Here is a 24,131-nt window from a genome sequence, read left to right as displayed (position 1 = left end):
TCACATCAGCGTATTTACCAGGCGGTATGGTAAAGCTCGACAATATCCTCAAGCGTTGCTTCACGCGGGTTGCCACCGGTACAAACATCGGATGCCAGACCGGAGTCAATGCCCCAGCCAACTCACTTACCGTTCGTCGCGACGACCACCCACCGCAGCCCAGATACGACGGACATGCACCGTCACTTCTTCGCGATCGTGATACAACTGCCGCGCCTGAATCTGGGCGTTAATACCATGTTCATCAAGCTGTGCCTGAATGTACGCCAGATTGTGTGACACTTCTTCGTAGCGTTTTTTCATCGGCAATTTAAGGTTGAAGATAGTTTCACGACACCAGCCATTAACCAGCCACTGTGCCATCAGTGCCGCAACTTTCGCTGGTTTTTCAACCATATCGCATACCATCCATGAGATGTTACTACGTGTTGGGCGGAATTTGAAACCATCTTCCCGCAGCCACGTCACCTGTCCGGTATCCATCAGACTTTGCGCCATCGGGCCGTTATCGACGGAGTATACCCACATGTTGCGCTTCACCAGTTGGTAGGTCCAGCCGCCTGGACAAGCGCCCAAATCTACCGCCCACATTCCATTTGCCAGGCGTTCATCCCACTCATCCGCAGGAATAAACACATGAAATGCCTCTTCCAGTTTGAGCGTGGAACGGCTTGGCGCATCCGCCGGAAACTTCAGGCGTGGAATCCCCATATAGAACAGCGAATTATTATTGCTGTAGGAGTAGCCGGTATAGCAGCAGCCTGGTGCAATAAAGAATACATGCACAACCGGACGCTTCGGCGTTTCATAGTTCGCCAGCACACCCGCATCGCGCAAGGCAGCGCGTAGCGGCACGGTGAATTTACGGCAGAATTTCAGCAACTCTTTGCTTTCGTTGGTATCGGCAACTTCAACACGCAGTTCACCGCCCTTCTCTACTACGCCCTGTAACATGCCGACAATGGGGGTAATACGATCTTCTGGCGGCAAATGCTGCAGGAGCTCCCCCACTACAAACCACTGGCGGGCAAAAATTAATGAACTGAACGGCAGCTCACGGATTAACTTATCGCCATCATCAGGTTGATAACATTCATAAATGACATAACCCGCATTCTCTTTCACGCGGGCAAAACCGAAAATTTCCCGCTGGCCGGCTTTATCGGTAATTTCCGCAGCACACTCTTTTTCAAAGCCAGGACGGCACAACAATACAACCTTATTCATGATTTACGCCCTTGCGCTTTAAACGGATAGCTCCGACTAACATTAACGCCCAGCCCGCGAGGAAGCTCACGCCGCCAACCGGTGTGACAAACGCCCACAAACGCAGATGGGACAGCGCCAGGCAATAAAGGCTGCCGCTGAACAGCACCGTGCCTAACGCGAGGAAAACGCTACTCCAGTAAAACCAGATACTGATGCGACGCTGCATCGCCACCGCCAGACCTAAAATCGCCAGCGTATGGAACGCCTGGTATTCGAGGCCGGTCTGGATCCAGCCCATCTCAACGGCTCCCATGGTTTTACTTAACACATGCGCGCCAAAAGCGCCGAGAGCCACAAAAATGAAGCCGCTAATGGCGGCGAAAATCAGCATAAAACGGCTGGTCATGGTCGTACCCTACGTAAATTATTGTTCATAACGAAAGCGGAATTTTTCTTGTTCAGCAGCGGCTTTCGCCAGGATCCATTGGCGAAAGGCGGCTATTTTACCCAGTTCTGCCTGGCTGTCATGACATACCAGATAAAAAGCATTTTTACTGACCAGAACATCATTAAACGGGCAGACAAGGCGTCCGGCCTCGATTTCCGATTGCGCCATCACATTATTCGCCAATGCGACTCCCTGCCCGTGGATAGCCGCTTGCAGCACCATCGCGCTGTGACTGAAGATCGGCCCTTGTTGAACGTTGATATGATTTAACCCCAACTGGCGAGTATATGTCTGCCAGTCACGCCGGGACGCATCGTGTAATAACGTATGTTTAGCCAGATCTTCTGGCGTCTTCAAGGGTTTTTCGCCGGTTAACAGTAGCGGGGAACACACCGGCAACAAATATTCGGCATACAGTTTTTCGACCCGCAGCCCCGGCCAGTTGCCCCGACCATAAAATATCGCCACATCAACATCATCCGCCAGTTTATCTTCCTGGCGATCGACCGCCTGGATTCGAACGTCGATTCCCGGATAAGCTGAATTAAAGCTGGAAAGTCGCGGCACCAGCCAGTGGATGGCAAAACTGGGGAGTAAACTGACCGTCAACGCCCCCTTGGCGCTACGAGCCTGGAGTTTACGCGTCGCTTCGGTTAATTGCGAAAATATCTCTTTGATATCGAGGAAATAGCTTTGCCCTTCTTCGGTCAGCAGGAGTGAACGATTACGGCGACGGAACAGTTTCAGTCCCAAAAAATCCTCAAGTGACTTGATTTGATGACTTACTGCGGCCTGGGTCACAAAAAGCTCTTCTGCTGCGCGCGTGAAGCTTAAATGGCGTGCGGCGGCATCAAAAACTCGTAAGGCATTTAGCGGTGGTAATCGTTTTGACATGGCTTTTAAACTTTGATGTTAAATGAATTTAACAATTAGATCACACTATGTAACCTATTAGTTTTTTTTATCTGAGCCATTATAAATTGTCCGTTGAGCTTCTACCAGCAAATACCTATAGTGGCGGCACTTCCTGAGCCGGAACGAAAAGTTTTATCGGAATGCGTGTTCTGGTGAACTTTTGGCTTACGGTTGTGATGTTGTGTTGTTGTGTTTGCAATTGGTCTGCGATTCAGACCATGGTAGCTAAGCTACCTTTTTTCACTTCCTGTACATTTACCCTGTCTGTCCATAGTGATTAATGTAGCACCGCCTAATTGCGGTGCTTTTTTTTACCTTGCGATCGCGAATTACTGATCCAGCTCGACCATCTCTTTCACGTCGGTACGGTTGATCTGCTGTTTGTTGCCATTAGCGTCTTTATACGAAATCATACCGGTTTCATTATCAGTTTGTGGTTTACCGTCAGAGACGATGGTACGTCCGTCATTGGTGTGCATCACATAGTTCGAACCGGAACAGGCGCTCAGGGCAAAAGTCAGCATACAGGCAGAGATAATTGCGGCAGTCTTTTTCATCTTCTTCTCCTTAAAGCGATTAATAAATCTTAATAGTATTGATTAACAGGCTAAAATTAACGCCTAACACTATTCAGCATATGTTACTGACGCGGCTTCGCCAGGATATCCAGATAATTCCGATGGTTAGCACTCTCCTTGTATCAAAGTGAATTTTGCGTCACGATCGGTGAATCAAGCCGAGGAGTACCATGAACGTTTTTAATCCCGCGCAGTTCCGTGCGCAGTTTCCCGCATTACAGGATGCGGGCGTCTATCTCGACAGTGCCGCAACCGCGCTCAAGCCCGAAGCCGTGGTTGAGGCTACCCGACAGTTCTATAGCCTTAGCGCCGGAAACGTCCATCGCAGCCAGTTTGCCGAAGCCCAACGTCTGACCGCACGTTATGAGGCTGCGCGGGAGAAAGTGGCGCAATTGCTCAATGCTCCAGATGACAAAACCATTGTCTGGACGCGCGGCACCACCGAATCCATCAACATGGTGGCGCAATGCTATGCGCGTCCGCGTCTGCAACCGGGCGATGAAATTATTGTCAGCGTGGCAGAGCACCACGCCAACCTCGTCCCCTGGCTGATGGTCGCCCAACAAACCGGAGCCAAAGTGGTGAAGTTGCCGCTTAATGCGCAGCGGCTGCCAGATGTCGATTTGTTACCAGAGCTGATTACTCCCCGTAGCCGGATTCTGGCGTTGGGCCAGATGTCGAACGTCACTGGCGGCTGCCCGGATCTGGCGCGAGCGATTACCTTTGCCCATTCAGCCGGGATGGTGGTGATGGTTGATGGTGCTCAGGGGGCGGTGCATTTCCCTGCAGATGTTCAGCAACTGGATATCGATTTCTACGCTTTTTCAGGTCACAAACTTTACGGCCCGACGGGTATCGGCGTGCTGTATGGCAAACCAGAACAGCTGGAAGCAATGTCGCCCTGGCTCGGCGGTGGCAAAATGATTCACGAAGTCAGTTTTGACGGCTTCACCACACAATCTGCCCCGTGGAAACTGGAAGCCGGAACGCCCAACGTCGCAGGCGTCATTGGGTTAAGCGCGGCGCTGGAATGGCTGGCAGATTATGATATTAACCAGGCAGAAAGCTGGAGTCGTAGCCTGGCGACGCTTGCAGAAGATTCGCTGGCAAAACGTCCAGGCTTTCGTTCATTCCGCTGCCAGGATTCCAGCCTGCTGGCCTTTGATTTCGCGGGGGTTCATCACAGCGATATGGTGACTTTGCTGGCAGAGTACGGTATTGCCCTGCGCGCCGGGCAGCATTGCGCTCAGCCGCTACTGGCAGAATTAGGCGTAACCGGCACACTGCGCGCCTCTTTTGCGCCATATAATACAAAGAGTGATGTGGATGCGCTGGTGAACGCCGTTGACCGCGCGCTGGAATTATTGGTGGATTAATGACAAACCCGCAATTCGCCGGACATCCGTTCGGCACAACCGTTACCGCAGAGACGTTACGCGATACTTTCGCGCCGTTGACGCAGTGGGAAGATAAATATCGCCAGTTGATCATGCTGGGGAAACAGCTTCCTACTTTGCCAGACGAATTAAAAGCACAGGCCAAAGAGATTGCCGGATGCGAAAACCGCGTCTGGCTGGGATATACCGTGGCTGAAAACGGCAAGATGCATTTCTTTGGCGACAGCGAAGGACGCATTGTGCGCGGTCTGCTGGCAGTGTTGTTGACCGCCGTGGAGGGCAAAACCGCCGCCGAGTTACAAACGCAGTCGCCGCTGGCGTTGTTTGATGAGCTGGGATTGCGTGCGCAACTTAGTGCCTCACGCAGTCAGGGGCTGAATGCATTAAGCGAGGCGATTATCGCGGCGGCGAAACAGGTTTAAGCACAGATCCAGGTCGGATAAGACGCTCACGTCGCATCCGACATAATGGTTATTCCTTGCGCGCCGCTTTCGCCATCATCTTCTTCAGCGCATGAGAAACCGCAACAAAACCAAAGGTGGCGGTCACCATCGTTGCCGCACCAAATCCTGATGCGCAATCCATTCGCTTTGGTCCTTCCGCCGTGGCTTTCATCGCACAGACCGTACCGTCTGACTGCGGATATACCAACGCCTCGGTAGAAAACACGCAATCCACGCCGAGCTTACCTTTGCTGTTTTTCACCACGCCAAAATCGCTTTTCAGGCGCTCACGCAGCTTCGCCGCCAGCGGGTCCTGAATAGTCTTCGCCAGGTCAGTAACCTGAATCTGCGTCGGATCAATCTGCCCGCCGGCCCCCCCCGTCGTTACCAATGGGATTTTATTGCGACGACAGTATGCGATTAGTGCCGCTTTGGGGCGCACACTGTCAATGGCATCAATAACATACGAATAACCGGCATTCATATATTGCGCTACGTTATCCGGCGTCACGAAATCGTCCACCACTGTCACCCGACACTCCGGGTTAATCTGGCGAATACGCTCCGCCATCACTTCCGCTTTTGCCAGCCCGACGTTATCACGCAGCGCGTGAATTTGCCGATTGGTATTGGTGACACACACATCATCCATATCGATAAGCGTGATTGCGCCAATCCCCGTGCGCGCCAGAGCTTCCGCCGCCCAGGAACCGACACCACCGATGCCGACCACACAGATATGTGCATCGGCAAATAGTTGCAAGGCTTTCTCACCATACAGACGCGCAGTGCCGCCAAAACGCTGACGCCAGGCATCACTAATTACCACAGACATAGCACCTCAGAATTAAAAAGGGTGAGGTTATCCCCCACCCTAAACGCATAAATGCCTGATGCGCTACGCTTATCGGGCCTACATAACTCCTGCAATATATTGAATTTGCATGATTTGTAGGCCTGATAAGGCGTTCACGCCGCATCCGGCATGAACAATGCGCACTTAGTCAACAATCAGGAGATGAGGTTATCCCTCATCCTGTCTTATCCGTAAAAACGGCGTACAGAATAACACATCAGCCGCTAAAGACGTTACCTGCACCCGGTGCCGTTTTCAGCACCCAGACACGTCCATAGTGGTTGTACCAACCTGCGCGGTGTCCGGCTTCCGGCCCGATCCCTTGATAGATATCGAAATGTTGGCCTTTGATTGCGCCACCGACATCCAGCGCCACCATCAGACGCAGTTCGTACTGACCGTTAAATTTACCGTTATTATCCAACAACGGTACTTCTGCCAGCAAGGTAGTGCCTGGCGGGATGAGCGAGCGATCGGAGGCAACAGAAGCACGACCAACCAGCGGCACAGCACTTGCTCCTTTCACCGGTGCAAAAGATTGCGGCTTAAAGAAGACGAAAGACGGATTCTGTTCCAGCAGTTCGCGAACTTCGGCTTCACTGTGCGTTTCCCCCCAGTGACGAATCGCCTGCATCGACATATCTTCTTTTTTCACTTCGCCACGATCGATCAGCACCTTACCAATACTGCGATAGGCATGACCGTTCTTTCCGGCATAGCTGAAGAAGTTAAGCGGACTGCCGTCGCCAAAATCGATATACCCGCTACCCTGTACATCCATAATGAAGTTATCCATCAGGGAGTTGCTGTAAGCGAGGATATATTTATCGCTCAGTGCCCCCGCGTAGATCTCCGCACGAGACGGCAGACGGCCGCGTTTTGGCGGCATACGGTAAATAGGATACTGGAACTCGCCCTGGCGGGTATGGCGCGCCTGAATTACCGGCGTGTAATAGCCTGTAAACTGCACGTTGCCATAGTTGTCCGCGCCTTCCATCTGCCAGGCGTCAATGCCGAACTGGCGCATATTGCGGGTATCACCGCCTGCGCGCAGCCACTCTTGCACCGCGTTATAAACATTACTCTGGTTGCCATACAGACGCGGTGACGAGTTACGAATATGGTTAATTTGCTCGGCAAAATCACCGGCGTTAATTGGTGCGCCAACGGCATCTGGCTGGTTCACCAGAGAGAAAGGCTGGGTAAATTTCCCGTCTTTATATTGCTGTCCGCGATCGGTTGGTTTGGAGGAGCAGGCGGCAAGCATCGCCACAACAGCGCCCATAAGAAGGTACTTTACCCAACGTCCTTTCATTGTTCTCTTCTTCAGGTTAAAAAATAAGGCACAACGAAGATAACAAACCGTCGCGTTTAATGAAATGAGCAGACTCTCCCTGACGCAAATTTTGCACAAAAAATAGACGGTAGCGTTTTGTTTTTGTTCAAAATCATGCCAAATCCGTGATCCGGGTAAAAAAAAGGTTGCATGAAAACGCGAGCGGAGTATAGTGCGCATCCACGGACGCGGGGTGGAGCAGCCTGGTAGCTCGTCGGGCTCATAACCCGAAGGTCGTCGGTTCAAATCCGGCCCCCGCAACCAATACTTAAACACCCTGACGGGTGTTTTTTTGTTTCTGCTCTCCCATAAAAAAGGCGCCATTCAGCGCCTTTTTATCATCCCCTTCTCGCCAGCGTCGCTCCATCGGCAAAATACGCTTTAATTCCCGCAAGAATGGACTCTGCAACTTCCTGCTGGAAAGTCGCCGTTTTCAGTTTGCGCTCTTCCTCAACGTTACTAATAAACGCCGTTTCGACCAGAATGGAGGGAATATCAGGCGCTTTCAGCACGGCAAACCCGGCCTGCTCGACCTGATTTTTATGCAACTTATTGATTTTCCCTAGTTTATTCAGTACTGCTCTACCAAACTTCAGGCTGTCGGCAATGGTCAGCGACTGAACCATATCAAACATGGTGTGGTCGACATAGCGGTCGCCACTTTTGCTCACACCACCAATTAAGTCCGAGGCGTTCTGGGTTTGCGCCAGATATTTTGCCGCAGTACTGGTTGCGCCTTTGGTCGAAAGCGCAAACACCGAGGAGCCGCTCGGCTGGCGGCTGGTAAAGGCATCTGCATGGATAGAGACAAACAGGTCAGCACGTTGTTTCTGTGCTTTTGCTACGCGCACCTGCAATGGAATGAAGATGTCTTCATTACGCGTCATGTACACCTTCATATTGCCCTCTTTCTCGATCAGAGAGCGCAGACGGCGGGCAATCTGTAATACCACATCTTTTTCACGCGTTTTGTATTTCCCCACCGCGCCAGAGTCTTCGCCACCGTGGCCAGGGTCAAGCATGATGACAATTGGGCGATCGCGCCCTGCCTTACCTGGCTGCGGACCACTTTGCGCAGGCGGCACCTGTTTTTCGAGATCGCCTTTGTTGTAATCCTCCAGCAGCGCCAGCAGCGGGTCTTGCATATCCTGCGCATTGACCGGATAGAGATCCATCACCAGACGCTCTTTAAATCCGGCAACCGGCGCGAGGGCAAACATCTGTGGTTTTACGTTTTGCTTTAATTCAAAAACCATCCGCACGGTTTGCGGATCAAATTGCCCGACGCGTGCTGACTTGATGAACGGGTCGTCAGCACGAATTTGTGCCGCCATCCCCTTGAGCACCGAGTTCAGGTTTACATCTTCAATATCCACCACCACGCGCTCAGGATTACTCAACGCGAACTGCTTATATTTCAGCTGACGGTTTGATTCAACCGTCACACGGGTATAGCTGGACGCAGGCCAGACGCGCACCGCCACGACCTGGCTGACCGCAGCCAGGCTGACCTGACTTACGCTCAATAGCCACATGGCACCCGCGCCTTGCAGTAAACGACGACGGCTGATTGCAGTATTGGATCCTGACATGCCTCTCCCGAGCAAAAAAATCTAAGCTGTGTAACAAGTAAACGACCAATTTGACCGGAAACTTTAGCGAAAGACGCATAATCTGTCATCTATAAAACGGTAAACATTCTTTTTATATTCACGGCATTACTGATAAAAAAGTTGCTCATGCGTAAAATTCGCACTTGCACACGGCGAAAAAACAGAATAAAAATACATTAATTTCGAATAATCATGCAAAGAGGTGTGCCGTGGTGAAGGAACGTAAAACCGAGCTGGTCGAGGGATTCCGCCATTCGGTTCCTTATATCAATACCCACCGGGGAAAAACGTTTGTCATCATGCTCGGCGGCGAAGCCATTGAGCATGAGAATTTCTCCAGTATCGTTAGTGATATCGGGTTGTTGCACAGCCTCGGCATCCGTCTGGTCGTCGTCTATGGCGCGCGTCCACAGATCGACGCGAATCTGGCGGCGCATCATCACGAACCGCTGTACCACAAGAATATACGCGTGACTGACGGCAAAACGCTGGAGCTGGTGAAGCAGGCTGCGGGGACATTGCAACTGGACATCACTGCTCGCCTGTCGATGAGCCTCAACAACACGCCGTTGCAGGGCGCTCATATCAACGTCGTCAGTGGCAATTTTATTATTGCACAACCGCTGGGCGTGGATGATGGCGTGGATTACTGCCATAGCGGACGCATCCGGCGGATTGACGAAGAAGCAATTCATCGCCAACTGGATAGCGGTGCCATTGTGCTGATGGGCCCGGTGGCGGTTTCGGTCACTGGCGAGAGCTTTAACCTGACCTCGGAAGAGATTGCCACACAACTTGCCATCAAACTGAAAGCCGAGAAGATGATTGGTTTTTGCTCTTCACAGGGCGTCACCAATGATGATGGCGATATTGTCTCCGAACTTTTCCCTAACGAGGCGCAGGCGCGGGTAGAAGCCCAGGAAGAGAAAGGCGATTACAACTCCGGTACGGTGCGCTTTTTGCGTGGTGCGGTGAAAGCCTGCCGCAGTGGTGTTCGTCGCTGTCATTTAATCAGTTATCAGGAAGATGGCGCGCTGTTGCAAGAGTTGTTCTCACGTGACGGTATCGGTACGCAAATTGTGATGGAAAGCGCGGAGCAGATTCGTCGCGCAACAATCAACGATATTGGCGGCATTCTGGAGTTGATTCGCCCGCTGGAGCAGCAAGGCATTCTGGTACGTCGTTCTCGCGAACAACTGGAGATGGAAATCGACAAATTCACTATTATTCAGCGCGATAACACAACTATTGCCTGCGCCGCGCTTTATCCGTTCCCGGAAGAGAAGATTGGCGAAATGGCCTGTGTGGCAGTACACCCGGATTACCGTAGTTCATCACGGGGCGAGGTTTTACTGGAACGCATTGCCGCTCAGGCGAAGCAGAGCGGGTTAAGCAAATTGTTTGTGCTGACCACGCGCAGTATTCACTGGTTCCAGGAGCGCGGATTTACCCCGGTGGATATTGATTTACTGCCGGAGAGTAAAAAGCAGTTGTACAACTACCAGCGTAAATCCAAAGTGTTGATGGCGGATTTAGGGTAAGCGATGAATATAGCCGGATGCGGCATACGCAATACTTCCAGGTATGATAAGACGCGCATCCGTCGCATCAGGCATTGGCACTCATCGTCGGATGCGGCGTGAACGCCTTATCCGACCTACGCAGCACTCCGTAGGCATGATAAGACGCGCCAGCGTCGCATCAGGCATTCACGTTCACTCCCGCGCACCAAACAACGCTGCCAGCCCGCTACGTCGCTCGGTACGAGTGGCGATTGCCGCACTCAAAATACGCTCATCGGCATACAGAGACAAACGTCGACGCGCGCGGGTTACCGCAGTGTAAACCAGTTCTCGTGTTACTACCGGTGTACGCTGGCTCGGTAAAATCAACGCCGCATGGTCGAACTCCGATCCCTGCGATTTATGTACCGTCATCGCCCATGTGGTTTCGTGCTCTGGCAGGCGGCTCGGTTGTACTGACTTGATATTGCCGTCCGGCATCGCAAACCAGACGCGCGTCCCCTGCCCGCGATCCAGCGCAATACCGATATCGCCATTAAACAACCCAAGCGCGCTGTCATTACGGGCAATCATCACCGGTCGGCCTTCGTACCAACGAGAGTGCAGATGACGATGAATTTTGCGCTTCTGTTGCATAAACTGTTCAATTCGCTCATTCAGTCCAGCCACGCCAAACGGCCCTTCCCGCAGGGCGCACAAAAGCTGGTACTCATTGAACGCCTGAATGATTAAATCCGGCTCGGCACGCGCTTGCAGCAGATCCAGATAACGTCCGTAACCCGCAAGAGCTTCCTCAAGCATCGCAATATAGTCTTCGCCGTTCTGCAAAAGCCGTTTTTCGATGTCAGTAAAATCCTGCTGAAAAACCGTTTTCACTGCCGTTTTATCACCACGGTTAATCGCCGCAGCTAACTGACCAATGCCAGAATCGCTGCCGAAACGATAGCTTTTTTGCAGCAGGCAGAGACTGTCACGCAAAGATGCCGCTTCTGTGCCAGTTCCTGCCGGAACGTGAGTTCCCGTCAGGCGGCTTAGCTGCCCGGCACGCTCGGCGGTAAAGCCGGCGTTGGCATAAGCGCAGATATCGCCCAGCACAGCCCCTGCCTCAACCGAGGCCAGTTGATCGCGATCGCCAAGAAAGATAACTCGCGCATGATCGGGCAAGGCGTCGATCAGTCTCGACATCATGGGGAGATCGATCATTGACGCTTCATCTACCACCAGCACATCAAGATGCAGCGGGTTACCGGCATGATGACGTAAACGCTGGCTACCTGGCTGCGCACCCAGCAATCGGTGCAAAGTGCTGGCATCTTCCGGAATGCGTTTCTTTTGTTCATCGGTCAGCGGTAACTGGCGCAAAGCCTTGCCAAGCGATTCGGTTAAGCGCGCAGCAGCTTTCCCCGTTGGTGCAGCCAGACGGATACGGCAGCGTTCGCCGTCTGCCATCTGAATTAACGCAGCCAACAACTTCGCCACGGTGGTCGTTTTACCGGTGCCAGGGCCGCCGGAAATCACCGAGATCCGCCGCGTCAGCGCCACCGCTGCCGCCACTTTTTGCCAGTTAATTTCATCGCTTACTGGAAAAAGTTTGTCCAGGGTTTGCGCCAGTAGAGCTTCATCCACCTCAATGGCATGATTCACTTCGTTGAAAAATCGCGCCACTGTGCGCTCATTACACCACATGCGATTCAGGTAGAGACGATCGCCACAGAGGATCATTGGCGTTGGTTCATCTCCCCGGCTGACCGCTTGTGAAGCCAGCAAGCACTCTTCCCAATTTTGTAGCTCACCGATTTCACTGACACAGGTCGCCAACAGCGGATGCGACGCCTCGTTATTTTCCAGTCGTGAAAGCGGCAAACAGACGTGTCCCTCTCCGGCATCATGACTTAACAGTGCCGCCGCGAGGGTGACGGCAGGATGTTCATCACCCGCCACAGTCAGGGCAAATTGCACATCCAGCGGGCGTAGCTGTTTGTGCTCCACAGCTTCCAGTAATTGCTTTTGCAATTTCATTACGCCTCCTCCAGGATCATACCGGCAAACATCTCATCCATCAGGTCAATCAACCCGGCGTTGGGTCGGGTTGCGTAAATCCCTTGTTGCGGATGTTCTTTATCAACGCCACGCAGGAACAGATAAATAACGCCACCAAAGTGACGCTCATAGTCGTAATCAGCAATTCGATGGCGCAGATAACGATGCAGCGCCAGGGTATAAAGCTGATATTGCAGATCATAGCGGTGTGCCTGCATCGCCGCTGCCATAGCCTGTTGGGTGTAAGCCGAACTGTCTTCACCCAACCAGTTGGATTTATAGTCGAGCAGGTAATAACGCCCTTCGTGGCGGAACACCAGGTCGATAAAGCCTTTTAACATGCCGCGTACCTGCATGAACTCCAGCGGCGGGCAGCCAGCCGATAGCGGGTCAAACTGGCGAATTAGTGCATCAAGCTGGTTGGCAATAAGCGGCTCGCTAATCGGCAGGTAAAACTCCATCTCCACCTGTTTATCGCGGGCGGAAAGCTGACTCAGAGTGACGCCAGTTTCATTGAGCGGCGCCTGAAGAATAGCGGTGATCCACTCAGTCAACACCGGTTCCCACTGCGGTTCAAAGCCGCCAAGTTCCAGTTTTTCCCGCACCCAGTTCGGGTCAACCGGCTGGGTAAAATCGAGGTCTTCAAACAAGCTGTGCAAGAACGTCCCCGGTGAGGCGCCACGCGGGAACTGATGCGGTGTTAACGTCGGTTCTTCAACGACGCTGACCACGCCTGCGGCATCAACATCCAGCCGTGGCATCAGATCCTGAGCGATACCATGACCACGCTGCTGCAAACCTGAATAACTGGTGACGCGCCAGTTATCGCCGGGCAATCGTTGTAGCGTCTTCGCATTCAGTTCAGCTGTAGAAACATCATTAACCTGCCACGGTTGATTATCACCCGTTTGCGCCGTTTGCCACGCAATATCCTCATCGCATAGTGCCTCAATACAGGCGCGAAGCCCTGCCGCATCTTGCGGTTCCCCTTTTTGCAGCAAACGCCCGAGCGCACTTTGGTGGACGTCGGTGTCACCTTTTTTATCACCACGACGGCGCACCAGCGGCGCAACGCCGAGACTGCAATGCCAGACCGAACGCGTCAGCGCCACGTAAAGCAAACGCAGATCTTCCGCCAGACGCTCTGCCTCGGCGAGATCGACGCTTTCTGGCGCAGCGTTAAGATCAAGTACAGCCTCAAATGAATGACGATCGTGATAGAACGCCTGATCCTGGACGCGAAAATTGGTAATAAACGGCAACCAGACCAGCGGATATTCCAGCCCTTTTGATTTATGGATCGTGACGATCTGCACCAGATGTTTGTCACTTTCGAGGCGCATTTGCTGGCTGGAGGCATTACTGTCGGGTTCGAGGATATGTTGCGATAACCAGCGTACCAGCGCATGTTCACTTTCCAGCTGCGTTCCGGCTTCTTGTAGCAGTTCGCTGATATGCAAGATATCGGTAAGACGCCGCTCGCCACCTGCCGTGGCCAGCAGGTTTTCTGCAATGTTGCGCGCCGACATCAGCGCCCGCAGCATCGGCATAACGCCGCGTTTGCGCCAGATTTGTCGATATCCATCAAATTCTTCGACGACTGCATCCCACGCATTTTCGTCATCATTCAATGTTTCGATATCCAGGGCGTTCAACCCCATCATCGACGTTGCTAACGCACTGCGCAGAGTGTTCTCACGTTCAGGCGTCATTACAGCCTGCAACAGCCAAAGCATCTCCTGCGCTTCCAGTGTTTCAAAAACACTGTCGCGGTTCGAAAGGTAAACGGAAGGGATTTCCAGCAGCGTTAAGGCATCGCGCACCTGGGCGGCCTCCTGGCGGCTGCGTACCAGCACACTGATGTCCGAGGCGCGAACAGGACGCGCGGTGTCGCCATTCATCAGCAATGCTTCGCCCCGCTGCCCGGCCTGTAGCCAGTCGCGGATTTGCGCAGCACATACCTGCGCCATGGTACTTTGATAGTCGCCAACGCCGCAGCTTTCGCCTTCCATCAGCCACATTTTCATCGCAGGCTGCGTTTCACCTTTAAATACAAAACGTAACGCCTGATTTTTCCCGGCTGATTTCACTGGAATAAACGGAATTTCGCGAAACATGAACGCGTCATCAGTCTGGCTGAAAAGTTTGTTCACACTGTTCACCATTCCCGGCGCAGAACGCCAGTTGGTATCTAAGGTGTAGTGAGCGTGAACTTCGCTACGCGCCTTCATGTAGGTGAAGATGTCTGCGCCACGGAATGCGTAAATGGCCTGTTTCGGGTCACCAATCAGCAATAATGCCGTTTCCGGCTGATGGTGCCAGATACGGCGGAAAATCCGGTACTGCTGGGGGTCGGTATCCTGAAATTCGTCGATCATTGCCACCGGAAAGCGCGTACGGATCGCCGTTGCCAGCGCCTCTCCGCTTTCGCTACGCAGCGCGGAATCGAGCCGACTTAGCATGTCATCAAAGCCCAGTTCGCCACGGCGGCGTTTTTCGCGCGCTACTGTTTCGCGGATCTCAGCCAATGCGCGGGTGATCACCACATCACGGATCGACAATGGTTCTGCAAGCAGTTGTTCGATCGCCTCAAACAGTGGATGTCGCGGGGTTTCCCCCCCGGCTTTCGTGCGATCTTCTAAGAAACGCTGAGAGAATTTTTCCAGCGACTCCGGCAACTGATAGCTGTTGGTCTCTTCTTCTGCCCAGGCGCTGATCTTGTCTATCCATTTAGCCTGATTGCTACGGTTAAACTTGCGGCGATCAATACCGGAAGATTCGATCAGCGCATCCAGTTCACCTACTGCGTCACGCCACTGCTGTTTTACGGCATCGATACGCGCCACAATTTGCGCATGGCGGGAAGCCAGAGTTTCATCATCGGGCGGCGGCGCTTTGATAACCGGCGCTTCCCCTTGCAGATAACGGTTAATATCTCGCAGTAACGCCTGCGGCCCTTTCCAGGTTTCAAAGACGACCTGGGCAATTTCACGCGGTAACGGGTAGCAATGGCGACGCCAGAAATCGGCGCAGGCCTGGTAGCGCAGTAGAGACTCGTCTTCAATCAGCTGCTGCTCAAACAACATGCCGGATTCAAAGGCATTCAGGTTGAGCATTCGCTGGCAAAAACCGTGGATGGTAAAGACTGCTGCTTCATCCATCTGTCGCTCAGCTAACAGCAACCACTGCGCGGCTTGCGCTTTATCGTCGATCTCTTCCAGCAGGCGTGCATACAGCGGATTGTCGGTGGTTTCACGCAGACAGGCGATGCGTAATTCATGAATATTGCTACGGATACGACCGCGCAATTCTGCAGTGGCAGCCTCGGTAAAGGTTACTACCAGCAGTTCTTCAACGGTCAATGGGCGGGGAAAGGCGGAGGAACCGCCTAGTCCAAGTAACAGGCGCAAATAGAGCGCCGCAATCGTAAAGGTTTTGCCTGTGCCGGCAGAGGCTTCAATCAGGCGCTCGCCCTGTAAGGGCAAGCGCAAAGGATCTAGTGTCTCGGCGACATCACTCATTCTTTTCACTCATCAGGGGCATTGTTTGCTGCAACGCGCTGACGTTCTCCCACACTTTCCAGCCTTCAGGATGTACATATTCGGCTTTCCCGTTCTGGCTGCCGGAAATCTGCGACAGGATAGCCATGCCTTGCGGCTCGACCACCGCCTGATGGAAGAAATCGGCCAGTTTTTGCGGCGTCAGCAGTTTTATCTGAGCCACGATTTTATCACGCGAATCGAAGCGCATATTGCCGCGATCGAAATCTTTACTTAACTTCGATGCTTCTTCGCCGAGCGTTTGTGGAGCTTGCAGCATCTGGGTAATGACCGCCTGCTGAATTTGCGCGAACTCTTCTGGCTTCATCGCCCGCAATTTTGCCTCTGCGGTTGGGAAAAAGGCTTTGTATCGCTCCCACAGGTATGAGGGCTGTTTATCATTGCTTTGCAGCAAGAAGCCCATGCCCCACTGGCGACCCACACTCATAGGAAACGCGAACACGGCATAGCCCAACTGTTCTTCGGTACGCAACTGATTGTAGAACCACGGCTGAACAATCTGCGCCAGCAGAGAACTGTAGGCTGAACTGGTGTATTCATCGTAGCCAGTCGGTACGAAAACCGCTGCCAGGGCAGAGTCGGTACTGTTACCGGCTTTTTCAAAGATGACGGACTGTTTTTTCTCAACCACGACATCTTTGTTACGACACCACTCTGAACCATCAGCGCCCAACTGTTTTTGCACATCGCGTGCCAGCGTTGTTGCCTGGGCTTCGGTCATGTTGCCGATAACCATAAACTCTGGTCGTGCCCCCGTTTTTAAGGCGTCGCGGTAAGCCAGCACCTCTTTCAGAGTGATGGAGGGCAAAATTTTACGTCGCTCATCTCGCGAGAAGTACGGCACCTGCGAGAGCATTTGCGCGGGCATAATCGCCTGCTCAAACGCTTTGCCCTTTTCTGCGGAATCCATCATCTGGGTATACCAGGATTTTGCCTGCTCAAGCTGATCTTTCGTAGCGGTATAGCTAAAGTACCCATCGAGCAGAGCCTGGAAAAGCTGCGGCAGACGCTGGGTGTAACCATTAGCATTAACCATAAGACCGTTGTTAGCGTTAGTAGAAAAACTAATGCCACCAACCGACGCCTGGTTGCTTAACTGATCAAGCGCCAGCCCTGCGAGATAATCATTGAGCGCAAACATTACCTGATTACGGGCGCTGTCCATGGCTTTCGGGTTACGCAAAATCAGGCTGACATCTGCTTTGGGTTCGCTGGTAAAATAGCGACTCGGCGCATACACCACACGCAGATTCGACTCATCAACAATCAGCTCTGGATGGTCGTATTTCTTCTCTGACTTAATCAGCGAGAAATCGTCAGGAATATAGGGGTTAAGCTCCGGCAAGGAGAGTGCAATGTCGGCGGCTTTTTTCTGCCAGTCAGCGAAGGTTTGTGCGCTGATTTTATCGACCTGATACGGCGCATCGACAAAGTAAGCCGTTTTATTGTGCGGCTCTTTCGGGCTGATATACCAGATACGCGCGTTCTGCGGCGTCATCATCGCCAGACGTTCTTTTACTGCTTTAGCATCGTACCGATCGGCAATATTGACTGCATCCAGCGTATGCTCAACGGGAACGCGAATCATGGTATCCGCCAGCCATTCGACGTAATCCATATCACGGGTGATTGACGGATAACGGAAGTCGATATCCAGCACATTCGCCAGCTCATCGAAATACTGTTTATCAATCCCTTTTTCGCGTAACAGATTGAGGTAGCTGAAAATGGCCGCCACAACCTGATCGCGATTCGCCAGACCTTTATCGGTTAAGGACGCAGAAATCGCTAATACGCCGCTGTTACCGTTGACGATAGGATCGGAGTTGGCGCTAATGCCCTCAACTAATCCCTGCTTTTGCAGCCAGTCAGAAAGTGTACCTGGGCTGCGATTACCAATCAGATAGGTAATCAACTCATCCGTTTTACTACGGAACTTCTCCGAGTTGTTATCGATGCGAAACTCGACGCGCAGCACTTTACGCGGCAGCGCCGGGACGTAATGAATGATAATGCCCTTTTGCGCGTCGGTGACTACCGGCACGGTGATTTCCGGTTTCTGGCTCTCTTTGTTAGGCACGCGACCGAAGGTGTCCGCCGCCATTTTTGCCAGTTCCGGCAATGGCTTGTTGCTGTAGATAACCGCCTTCATCAGATTGGCAGAGTAATATTTCTCATGGAAATCTTTCAGCGCCTGCTGCACAGGATTACCGGGTTTGTCGCTTAAGGTTTCCAGGTTACCGCCAGAAAACTTTGAACCTGGGTGCGCCGGGTTAATGGTTTCTGCGCTGACCTGCGCCATGCGCATCCCGTCACGCGTGCGCGCCATGGTTAATTCAGCGTTCACTGCATTACGTTCACGTTCGGCATATTTCTTGTCGAGCAAGGGTTCTGCAATAGCATCAGCCAGGCGATCTACCGCACCGGGCAAGGCATCGTTCTCAACTTCCAGATAGAAAGCGGTGCGATATGGTGCCGTGCTGGCATTGTGACTGCCGCCGTGCATTTTGAGATATTCAGCGAGGCTATCTGCTTGAGGGTACTTTTTCGAACCCATCAGACTCATATGTTCAAGGTAATGTGCCAGCCCCTGATACGCTTCAGGATCTTCCAGCGACCCAACGGGCACTACCAGCGCCGAAAGCGATTTAACCGCCTGCGGATCAGAAACCAGCAAGACCACCATACCGTTATCCAGACGTATAGCCTGATACTGGCGGTTATCTTTATCACTTTTACGGATGGTTTCCTGAATCGGCTGCCATCCCGTTTCTGCCTGACTTAAGGGTGCCCAAAGGGCAACAAACAACAGTAATGCTTTGAACCAGGTGCTGCGGGGCATTCACGAACCTCATTATCAACTTTATTTTTCAACCAGATTCAATAACTTAAAGAAAATCATCCGGCAGAATATAATCTTGTGCTGAACGAGTCAGCCTGTGTCTATATAACCATCAGTCCGTGACTGGTGCGCATCATAAAGTAAGCAGATGGATTGCGCAATTTTTATACAGAACTCATGATTGATTAAAACGAAATAGCGGTAACAAGAAACGTTGCGACTGATCAACGATGGCTTCCATTGTCTCTGGCGTTAATTGCCGCCAGAGCCGTTGATACCAGATATCATCACCTTCACCACGCACCATCATGTTGCCCTCGTAAGCCTGAAGGAATTTCGTTCGAGCTTTTTGCAACGTGGAATCGTCATCCAGCATGGCATCGTTTGCCGCGTCATAACAGGTTTTTAGCCATGCGCCGCCACTTTCAGGTAACACCAGCAACGGCGCGGACATTCCTTCACGATACCCCTCAATCAGTTGTGAGAGGTAATGTAAAGCCTGTTCGGCTGCAAGCGGCGGGAAACGCCACTCGCCGTCTTTGCGTAGAAAAAGGCGGCTTTCACCGTTACCACCACTGGCACAGTAGACAAGGTGTTCTAACCAAAGTTGCATTCCCTGTGCCACACTGAGCAAAGAGGGACGCCAGCGCAGCAGGCCATCCGGCTGAACCTGCGGCAACCACCCAGTAATCTGCACACCGTTGCACGCGAGATCGATTTCCATACTCTGCCCCGGCTGGCGACAGGCAATGACTCTGTCGGCAAGCTGCTGCATCTCCTGACACTGCGTTTCCCAGAAAATTTCACCAAAAGCACCGTACGGTAAATCCCCTGCCGCCCGGAAGCGGCGGAACAAACGTTCTGCATCATCCTGATCCACCAACGCATTTAATAACTGCTGATTGATTTGATAACGGCTAAGCCCTTCGAGAATAAATGGCTCGGTATCGGGAATTTCGCTGTCTTCGGTACGAAAATGCACCTGTAAACGCATCTGGAAAAACGCTCGCACCGGATGCGCCCAGAATCGTTGTAGCGTTTCCAGCGGCACGGTTTCTGGCAAGGTAAACGGTAAAGGCTGGACAAATTCAGAATGCGCCTTGCCTGCCTGGCTGGCTGCCGGTAGCCACTCACGCGCATAGCTTTGTAACTCGCCAGGCTGGTAGTTTTGCGGATCAAACGGCATCCGGGTATGGAGGCACGTAAGATGCTCTTTTACTCTTGCCTCGCTTTCATCACAGTTAAGCTCTTCATCACCCGGCAGATAATGACTTTGTCCGATGTAGTCGATCAGTTCCTGCACCAGCACCGACGGGAAACGTTCACTGTTATCCTGGATGGAACGCCCGATATAGCTGATATAGAGTTTTTGCTGCGCGGAAATTAACGCTTCCAGGAACAGATAGCGGTCGTCATCGCGACGGCTACGGTCGCCACGCTTCGGTTTCTGGCTCATTAAATCAAAGCCCAATGGTGCAAGCTGGCGTGGGTAAACGCCATCGTTCATCCCCAGCAGGCAAACCACTTTGAACGGGATTGAACGCATTGGCATCAGCGTACAAATGTTAACCGGACCCGCAAGAAAACGCTGGCTGATACGTTCTTGATCGAGGCGTTGTGCCAGTTCATCACGTAACAGTGACAGCGGCACCGCGTCGCCATACTGCGCACCTAAACCTTCGGCGATAATCGCCTGCCACTGCTGCTCAATAAGCGTCATCGCCGCTTCGGTTTCCGCATCCGGCAGGAAGAAGGCGTTGAGCATATCACGACAAACCGGCAGCCACTCCTCAAGCGGGCGCTCCTGCGCTAACCCTCGACGCCAGATATTCAGTTGCATTAGCAGTGACGCCAGATGCCCTACCAGTTCTGCAATTAAGCCGCTCGATTCATCATAAGGTAGAACCGATTGCCACTCGCCCTGCGCGCTCTCCATTGCATAGCCCAGCAACATGCGCGTCAGGCCAAATCGCCAGGTGTGTTGCCCGGTGGCGGGGAGTTCCAGCTCGCGAACGTTGTCGTCATCAATCCCCCAGCGAATGCCGGATTCATTAACCCACAGACGTAAATAACGTAGCCCTTCTTCGGTGATATCAAACCGCGCCGCCAGTACCGGCACGTCCAGCAGCGCCAGCACGTCCTCTGACACAAAGCGGCTGTCTGGCAGTGATAACAGGCTGATAAACGCTTCCAGCACCGGATGCGACTGACGCGCCCGACGGTCGGAAATGGCATAAGGCAGGTAACGATCCGCAGGTGCGCTACCAAATACAGCCTGAATAAACGGACTGTAGCTATCGATGTCGGCCACCATCACGATGATGTCGCGTGGAGTAAGTGTCGGATCTTCTTCCAGCATCGCCAGCAGGCGATCGTGCAAAACTTCCACTTCGCGCTGCGGGCTGTGGCATACGTGGAAGGTGACGCTGTTATCTTGTGGATCAAGCAGACGTTTGTTATCGCTACGGGAAAACTCTGCCAGATTCACGCCCGCAACGGCACGATTTTCCAGTTCGAGAATGTCGGACTGGATGTTATGCAACAGGCTGTCTGGCGTAACATCAACGAATGCGTCCAGCTCCTGACTGCTCTGGAGATCGGCAAGCAGATAGATGTAGTCGCGCCCCAGTTTGCCCCACGAGGCCAGTAGCGGGTTACCAACATCCTGTTCGCCGTCGTTGTTAAACAACTGTCCGGCGTTTTCGCTATCGCGGAATAGCGGCAATTCGCGATCTTCAAAACTGTGTCGCCGCTGGCGAGCCAGAAGCTTTGCCAGATAAGCCGGATCTTTAATATCACCCCAGTAATAACGGCAAGGGTTGGTAAACAGAAGATGGATTTCAATATGTTTACCCAGCGCCTGTAGCGCCTGTAGATAAACAGGCGGTAACGCGGAAATACCGCATATAAAGACACGCGAAGGTAACCCCGGCGGGCAGGTCGTCGCGGACTCCAGCGTTTCGATAAAGCGTTGATAGAGATTGGCACGGTGCCAGCGCGGTTGCCCCAGTTCATGGGTATATTCCACCAGCGCCTTCCACAAAGGAGCTTGCCAGGCCTGCGCTTCTCCCAGCCCTTCAACCAGGCGCCCCGCTTCCCACTGTGCCAGCCAGTCCGGGCGATAGACCAGATACTGGTCAAACAGATCCGCCGCTTTTGAGGAAAGCTGAAACAGCTTGCGCTTGTCGCTATCGTCAGTCAGGTAATGACGCAACAGGGTAAAATCTTCGCGATCCAGCAGTTGCGGCAGCAGAGTCATCAGTTTCCAGCTCATGCTCTGTTTGTTGAAGGCGCTCTCTTTGGGGATCTCCGGCAATACGCGGACGAACATATCCCAGATAAAGCTCGCCGGCAGCGGGAAATCAATGTTTGCCGCAATGCCGAACTTCTGCGACAGCGTCATTTGCAGCCACTGCGCCATACCGGTACTTTGCACCAGAATCATTTCTGGTTCGAAAGGATCGTCCAGCCGTTCGCGTTCGACGATAAACTCCATCAACGCTTCCAGCACGTCCAGACGATTGGAATGGTAGACCCTTAACATAGCGGCTCCTGACTACTGACGATTCGGGCAATGCAGGCGGGTCATCTCGCCTTCTCTGCCCTCGGGTGAAACTAACGTAACGCTGATGCTGACACATCCCGCCTGCGATGTCTGCATTCGGTTAACCTGCCAGTTGGCAGGTGGCGAAATCGCGCGCAGTTGCGTTTGCTGCCAGCCATGCCGCCAGAGTTGCAGATACTGGTTTCTGCTGGCAAAACTGTTTATTAATGTTCTCTGATACCCCGATAATGCAGTGACAATCATTACCATCAGCACCATCGCCAACATCACTTCCGGCAGGCTAAAGCCTTGTTGATTCTTCAGGGAAGCTGACATAACGCTCCCTCTTTCTGCGGGCAGAAATCACTCCAGCCGCGTGGCGAAAAAACAATGTTTCCATCGATGACTTCGCCTGTTCGCCACAACAAAACGCCTTCATAACCGGCAATCAGCAAGATTTCATTATCTGCCAGTAAACGCAGACAAACCCGGGCACCGGTTGCAGCGTACTGTGAGCACTGAACTGCGGGCTGCGTCTGCCAGGAGTGCATTCTGCCCCATTCCAGCGCCGACTGTACGATAGCCTGGCGACGCAATGACTGGCTTTCCATAGTCACCCGAGAGGCAAAACTGCGATCCTGTTGGCTCATTCCCTGTAGCAGCAAGCTGCCCAAAACCAGCAACATCAGAACCAGTGCCAGCGATGAAACTCCCCGTTCACTATTCACAGGTTGAATCCTGTTACGCTATAGCTGGCATCCACCACGGTTTGTGGTTCAGCCTTACTGGCGCCCCGCATATTAACCGTCAACACCGGCGAGAAACCGCTGACATCCTGACGCACGACCTGAAAAGTGTCGATAATGATGGCATCCGGATTAGTGACTTTATCCCAGCCCTTACCTTCACAAGATGTCGCACCACGTAGCGTTTCCAGCACATGCTCCTTCAGACGAAATCCAATCTGGTCGGACTCTTTTACCGGTTCGCTCTCCCAGATACCGTTACTGTTCGCATCCCACTGAACAATGATGCAGTCACCCTGCCCGACAATGACCAGCCCCTTGCCAGTGCAGCTACCATGACAATAACCCGCTCTCTGGAGATGCTTCGCGACTGTAAATATCCGCAGCCAGATTTCATCTTCCAGCGCCAGCTTACGGGCGCTCGTCAAACTTTCACGCTGTAATGCAGGCAGAAATCGTGCAGCCCCCAGCAACAGTACGCTACTGATCGCCATAGCAATCAAAACTTCCAGCAGAGAAAATCCTTGCTCTTTTACAGACATCCTTCTGTTTCTCCTTGCTGGCAAAGCCGGAGCCTTCCCCACGGCGAAACCACCAGCCACCACTCGCCCGTTGAGTTTTTGAAGCGAATATGCCCTGCCCATGCGGTATTGCGCATGCCAAATAAAGTGAGCGAAGGCGTCAGGTCGCTCATTTCTACGTCGGGCCAGCGTGGCACGAAGAGCAGCGGTGAACTGCCATGACAGGCATTCGCCCCTGCGGCAGAACTCACAAGACACCATAACTTCCCCTCCCTGATGACGCTGATACTGTGGTCGCGGTTATGCCAGTTGGCATCCTCACGTAAATAGAGCAAATAGTCCCGCGCCTGGCTGGCGGTTTGCCATAGCCGTTGCGACTGCTGCCAGTATTGCCAGCCATAAAGTCCACTTGCGCTTAGCATGACCAAAATCAGCATCGCAACCAGCGTTTCAATCAGCGTATAACCACGTTGTGTTTTCATGCCGGCAGTATGCGACGAGGAGAAAAAAAGACGAGGGTCAGTTTCTCATTCTTCGGCGCGTCTTCCGGACTATTTACG

The 24,131-nt window shown here is 52.7% G+C and carries 18 protein-coding genes, 1 tRNA gene and 1 pseudogene; 4 read left to right on the top strand and 16 right to left on the bottom strand.

Annotation, left to right across the window (positions count from 1 at the left end):
- Window positions 1-14: 14 nt before the first annotated feature.
- The 5 genes and pseudogenes from FC814_RS23085 to FC814_RS07170 all read right to left on the bottom strand — a co-directional run.
- Window positions 15-89 (bottom strand): annotated as a pseudogene (locus FC814_RS23085) (hypothetical protein); the annotation flags it as partial.
- 37 nt (window positions 90-126) lie between these two features.
- Window positions 127-1,227: a 23S rRNA (cytidine(2498)-2'-O)-methyltransferase RlmM gene (gene rlmM, locus FC814_RS07185; protein ID WP_001045515.1), complete on the bottom strand. Its 1,101-nt coding sequence runs from the start codon at window positions 1,225-1,227 to the stop codon at window positions 127-129.
- Entirely contained in the window at window positions 1,220-1,615 is a 396-nt protein-coding gene (locus FC814_RS07180; RefSeq protein ID WP_000203904.1) for a DUF423 domain-containing protein, read from the bottom strand. Before FC814_RS07180 ends, rlmM begins: the two co-directional genes overlap by 8 nt.
- An 18-nt stretch (window positions 1,616-1,633) precedes the next feature.
- Entirely contained in the window at window positions 1,634-2,551 is a 918-nt protein-coding gene (gene gcvA, locus FC814_RS07175; protein WP_000044401.1) for a glycine cleavage system transcriptional regulator GcvA, read from the bottom strand.
- 350 nt (window positions 2,552-2,901) lie between these two features.
- Complete coding sequence (locus FC814_RS07170; RefSeq protein WP_000750399.1) at window positions 2,902-3,129, bottom strand: YgdI/YgdR family lipoprotein; 228 nt, start codon at window positions 3,127-3,129, stop codon at window positions 2,902-2,904.
- 191 nt (window positions 3,130-3,320) lie between these two features.
- On the opposite strand from FC814_RS07170, the gene csdA reads away from it, so the two are divergent.
- Both csdA and csdE read left to right on the top strand, forming a co-directional pair.
- Window positions 3,321-4,526: a cysteine desulfurase CsdA gene (gene csdA, locus FC814_RS07165; RefSeq protein WP_137325723.1), complete on the top strand. Its 1,206-nt coding sequence runs from the start codon at window positions 3,321-3,323 to the stop codon at window positions 4,524-4,526.
- Complete coding sequence (csdE, locus tag FC814_RS07160) at window positions 4,526-4,969, top strand: cysteine desulfurase sulfur acceptor subunit CsdE (RefSeq protein WP_137325722.1); 444 nt, start codon at window positions 4,526-4,528, stop codon at window positions 4,967-4,969. Before csdA ends, csdE begins: the two co-directional genes overlap by 1 nt.
- Window positions 4,970-5,018: 49 nt before the next feature.
- Here csdE and tcdA read toward each other — a convergent pair whose 3' ends face one another.
- Both tcdA and mltA read right to left on the bottom strand, forming a co-directional pair.
- A complete protein-coding gene (gene tcdA / locus FC814_RS07155; RefSeq protein WP_000117715.1) occupies window positions 5,019-5,825 on the bottom strand; it encodes a tRNA cyclic N6-threonylcarbamoyladenosine(37) synthase TcdA in 807 nt (268 codons plus the stop codon).
- 238 nt (window positions 5,826-6,063) lie between these two features.
- Window positions 6,064-7,161: a murein transglycosylase A gene (gene mltA, locus FC814_RS07150; RefSeq protein WP_000678631.1), complete on the bottom strand. Its 1,098-nt coding sequence runs from the start codon at window positions 7,159-7,161 to the stop codon at window positions 6,064-6,066.
- Between the two features lie 208 nt (window positions 7,162-7,369).
- On the opposite strand from mltA, the gene FC814_RS07145 reads away from it, so the two are divergent.
- Window positions 7,370-7,446, top strand: a tRNA-Met gene (locus tag FC814_RS07145).
- Between the two features lie 74 nt (window positions 7,447-7,520).
- Here the strand turns inward: FC814_RS07145 and amiC are convergent.
- Window positions 7,521-8,774, bottom strand: a complete 1,254-nt coding sequence (gene amiC, locus FC814_RS07140) for an N-acetylmuramoyl-L-alanine amidase AmiC (protein ID WP_000016908.1) — start codon at window positions 8,772-8,774, stop codon at window positions 7,521-7,523.
- A gap of 230 nt (window positions 8,775-9,004) precedes the next feature.
- Here amiC and argA point away from each other — a divergent pair, with 230 nt between their 5' ends.
- Window positions 9,005-10,336, top strand: coding sequence for an amino-acid N-acetyltransferase (gene argA, locus FC814_RS07135; RefSeq protein WP_137325721.1), 1,332 nt, complete (start codon window positions 9,005-9,007; stop codon window positions 10,334-10,336).
- A gap of 174 nt (window positions 10,337-10,510) precedes the next feature.
- Here argA and recD read toward each other — a convergent pair whose 3' ends face one another.
- The 8 genes from recD to FC814_RS07095 form a co-directional block, all read right to left on the bottom strand.
- Window positions 10,511-12,337, bottom strand: coding sequence for an exodeoxyribonuclease V subunit alpha (gene recD / locus FC814_RS07130; RefSeq protein ID WP_000775944.1), 1,827 nt, complete (start codon window positions 12,335-12,337; stop codon window positions 10,511-10,513).
- Window positions 12,337-15,879, bottom strand: coding sequence for an exodeoxyribonuclease V subunit beta (recB, locus tag FC814_RS07125; RefSeq protein ID WP_137325720.1), 3,543 nt, complete (start codon window positions 15,877-15,879; stop codon window positions 12,337-12,339). Before recB ends, recD begins: the two co-directional genes overlap by 1 nt.
- Window positions 15,872-18,760, bottom strand: a complete 2,889-nt coding sequence (gene ptrA, locus FC814_RS07120) for a pitrilysin (protein ID WP_137325719.1) — start codon at window positions 18,758-18,760, stop codon at window positions 15,872-15,874. Before ptrA ends, recB begins: the two co-directional genes overlap by 8 nt.
- 175 nt (window positions 18,761-18,935) lie before the next feature.
- Window positions 18,936-22,304, bottom strand: a complete 3,369-nt coding sequence (gene recC, locus FC814_RS07115) for an exodeoxyribonuclease V subunit gamma (protein ID WP_137325718.1) — start codon at window positions 22,302-22,304, stop codon at window positions 18,936-18,938.
- Between the two features lie 12 nt (window positions 22,305-22,316).
- Window positions 22,317-22,640 carry a prepilin-type N-terminal cleavage/methylation domain-containing protein gene (locus FC814_RS07110; RefSeq protein WP_001276466.1) on the bottom strand — a complete coding sequence of 108 codons (324 nt, stop codon included), beginning with the start codon at window positions 22,638-22,640 and terminating at the stop codon, window positions 22,317-22,319.
- Window positions 22,625-23,032: a DUF2509 family protein gene (locus tag FC814_RS07105; protein ID WP_001083702.1), complete on the bottom strand. Its 408-nt coding sequence runs from the start codon at window positions 23,030-23,032 to the stop codon at window positions 22,625-22,627. Before FC814_RS07105 ends, FC814_RS07110 begins: the two co-directional genes overlap by 16 nt.
- Window positions 23,029-23,592 carry a prepilin peptidase-dependent protein gene (locus FC814_RS07100; RefSeq protein WP_000111602.1) on the bottom strand — a complete coding sequence of 188 codons (564 nt, stop codon included), beginning with the start codon at window positions 23,590-23,592 and terminating at the stop codon, window positions 23,029-23,031. Before FC814_RS07100 ends, FC814_RS07105 begins: the two co-directional genes overlap by 4 nt.
- Window positions 23,583-24,053 carry a prepilin peptidase-dependent protein gene (locus tag FC814_RS07095; protein ID WP_000857047.1) on the bottom strand — a complete coding sequence of 157 codons (471 nt, stop codon included), beginning with the start codon at window positions 24,051-24,053 and terminating at the stop codon, window positions 23,583-23,585. The genes FC814_RS07100 and FC814_RS07095 overlap by 10 nt, the downstream gene beginning before the upstream one ends.
- Window positions 24,054-24,131 lie beyond the last annotated feature (78 nt).

It is taken from the genome of Escherichia sp. MR (assembly GCF_005280595.1).
Lineage (GTDB): Bacteria > Pseudomonadota > Gammaproteobacteria > Enterobacterales > Enterobacteriaceae > Escherichia > Escherichia ruysiae.
The sequence above is the reverse complement of the archived record's forward strand: the minus strand, read 5'-3'. Positions and strand labels throughout refer to the sequence as shown.

What these genes read in the sequence shown, in the direction of transcription:
- recD (WP_000775944.1), bottom strand. Translation starts at nt 12,337, where the DNA reads ATGAAATTGCAAAAGCAATTACTGGAAGCTGTGGAGCACAAACAGCTA.
- FC814_RS07170 (WP_000750399.1), bottom strand. Translation starts at nt 3,129, where the DNA reads ATGAAAAAGACTGCCGCAATTATCTCTGCCTGTATGCTGACTTTTGCC.
- tcdA (WP_000117715.1), bottom strand. Translation starts at nt 5,825, where the DNA reads ATGTCTGTGGTAATTAGTGATGCCTGGCGTCAGCGTTTTGGCGGCACT.
- recC (WP_137325718.1), bottom strand. Translation starts at nt 22,304, where the DNA reads ATGTTAAGGGTCTACCATTCCAATCGTCTGGACGTGCTGGAAGCGTTG.
- ptrA (WP_137325719.1), bottom strand. Translation starts at nt 18,760, where the DNA reads ATGCCCCGCAGCACCTGGTTCAAAGCATTACTGTTGTTTGTTGCCCTT.
- recB (WP_137325720.1), bottom strand. Translation starts at nt 15,879, where the DNA reads ATGAGTGATGTCGCCGAGACACTAGATCCTTTGCGCTTGCCCTTACAG.
- FC814_RS07095 (WP_000857047.1), bottom strand. Translation starts at nt 24,053, where the DNA reads ATGAAAACACAACGTGGTTATACGCTGATTGAAACGCTGGTTGCGATG.
- csdE (WP_137325722.1), top strand. Translation starts at nt 4,526, where the DNA reads ATGACAAACCCGCAATTCGCCGGACATCCGTTCGGCACAACCGTTACC.
- gcvA (WP_000044401.1), bottom strand. Translation starts at nt 2,551, where the DNA reads ATGTCAAAACGATTACCACCGCTAAATGCCTTACGAGTTTTTGATGCC.
- FC814_RS07110 (WP_001276466.1), bottom strand. Translation starts at nt 22,640, where the DNA reads ATGTCAGCTTCCCTGAAGAATCAACAAGGCTTTAGCCTGCCGGAAGTG.
- FC814_RS07180 (WP_000203904.1), bottom strand. Translation starts at nt 1,615, where the DNA reads ATGACCAGCCGTTTTATGCTGATTTTCGCCGCCATTAGCGGCTTCATT.
- amiC (WP_000016908.1), bottom strand. Translation starts at nt 8,774, where the DNA reads ATGTCAGGATCCAATACTGCAATCAGCCGTCGTCGTTTACTGCAAGGC.
- csdA (WP_137325723.1), top strand. Translation starts at nt 3,321, where the DNA reads ATGAACGTTTTTAATCCCGCGCAGTTCCGTGCGCAGTTTCCCGCATTA.
- mltA (WP_000678631.1), bottom strand. Translation starts at nt 7,161, where the DNA reads ATGAAAGGACGTTGGGTAAAGTACCTTCTTATGGGCGCTGTTGTGGCG.
- rlmM (WP_001045515.1), bottom strand. Translation starts at nt 1,227, where the DNA reads ATGAATAAGGTTGTATTGTTGTGCCGTCCTGGCTTTGAAAAAGAGTGT.
- FC814_RS07100 (WP_000111602.1), bottom strand. Translation starts at nt 23,592, where the DNA reads ATGTCTGTAAAAGAGCAAGGATTTTCTCTGCTGGAAGTTTTGATTGCT.